Annotated in this window: 2 protein-coding genes; both read left to right on the top strand. The window is 60.9% G+C overall.

The annotated features are described in order from the left end of the window. Positions 1–42: 42 nt before the first annotated feature. A complete protein-coding gene (locus tag N5D53_RS27560) occupies positions 43–705 on the top strand; it encodes an RraA family protein (protein WP_108078637.1) in 663 nt (220 codons plus the stop codon). Position 706: 1 nt separating this feature from the next. Then, the coding region (locus tag N5D53_RS27555) for an RraA family protein (RefSeq protein ID WP_279841137.1) at positions 707–1,342 on the top strand (636 nt) is incomplete at its 3' end.

The following is a 1,342-nucleotide window of genomic DNA, read 5'->3' as shown; positions in this document are numbered from 1 at the left end:
GGCGCCGATACTCAAGCCTCACCTACAAGAGGCCTGCAACAGATGAGCTTGAAAGCCCCGCTTGAACGCCTGGCCGCGCTCGATACCAACACAGTGTCGGACGCTCTGGACTTCCTCCAACTGCCTGGCGCCACTAACGGCCTGCTGCCGCTCTGGAACTGCCCCAAAATTGTCGGCCGAGCCAGCACCGTGCAGTTGGGGCCAAAGCAGGACGTGGCGCCCACCGTTCACCTGATTACCCCGGTCGTGGAGCAGGTCACCACCGATGACCGCGTGTTGGTGATCGCCGGTGGTGTCGACGGTATCTCCAGCTGGGGCGATATCCTCGCCAACGCAGCCCAGCGCAAAGGCATTCGTGGATCGATCATCGATGGCTTCAGCCGCGACATCCGCGGCAGCGCAGATATCGGTTACCCGGTCTTCGGTCGCGGCGTGACCATGATCAGCGCGCGCAACCGACTCATCCAGATTGACGCGGCCGTCAAAGTTCGCATGGCGGGTGTTGAAGTTGATGAGGGCGATTACGTGATCGCCGACGAATGCGGCACCGTTTTCGTTCCGGCCAATGCCATCGAGAAAGTGCTTGATCTGGCCGAGCGTATTGACCGCCGCCAAGCCGGCATGGTCGACGCTGTTCGCGCCGGTCGCTCAGTCGAGGAAGTCATGCACGACACGCAATTCGAAGCCATCAAGGTGGAGCACTGATATGAGCCTTTCTGATAAAGACCTGGTTGCCTTGTTCGAAGGCTTGGATACCCCGGGCGTGTCCGACGCGATGGATAAACTGGGCCTTCCGGGCCAGGCCTTCGGTATCTCGCCATTGGCCAACTACAGCCAGGTCGTCGTCGGCCCTGCCTTCACTGTTCAGTACGTCAGTGCGAGCACACCGCCCGGTACTGTCGGTGACTTCATTGATGAAGTAGCACCAGGCGATGTGGTGGTCATCGCCAATGACGGCCGTACCGATTGCACGGTGTGGGGCGACATCATGACCCAGTACGCACTTGCCCGGGGTATAGCCGGCACGGTCATTGACGGTGTCTGCCGCGATGTGAACAAGGCGCTGGGCGAAGGCTACCCATTGTTCAGCAAAGGCCGTTTCATGCGTACCGGTAAGGACCGCGTGGAAGTCGTGGCTGTAAACCAGCCGGTGTCGGTTGGCCAAGCTCGGGTTTGCGCCCGCGACATCGTTGTCGCTGACGCCAACGGTGTCGTCATCGTCCCGCGCAATCGTGCGCAGGAGGTCGCTGAAACGGCACGTCGCATCGAACATGTCGAAGCACAGATCCGCGAACAGATCGCCACTGGCAAGAGCCTCAAAGAAGCGCGTGCCGCCCTCGGT

This window comes from Pseudomonas sp. GD03862 (assembly GCF_029840855.1).
GTDB lineage: Bacteria > Pseudomonadota > Gammaproteobacteria > Pseudomonadales > Pseudomonadaceae > Aquipseudomonas > Aquipseudomonas alloputida.
Note: the sequence above shows the minus strand (reverse complement) of the source record. Positions and strands in the feature narration are given on the sequence as shown.

Excerpts from the sequence above, each read along its gene's own strand:
- N5D53_RS27560 (WP_108078637.1), top strand. The coding sequence starts at position 43 with ATGAGCTTGAAAGCCCCGCTTGAACGCCTGGCCGCGCTCGATACCAAC.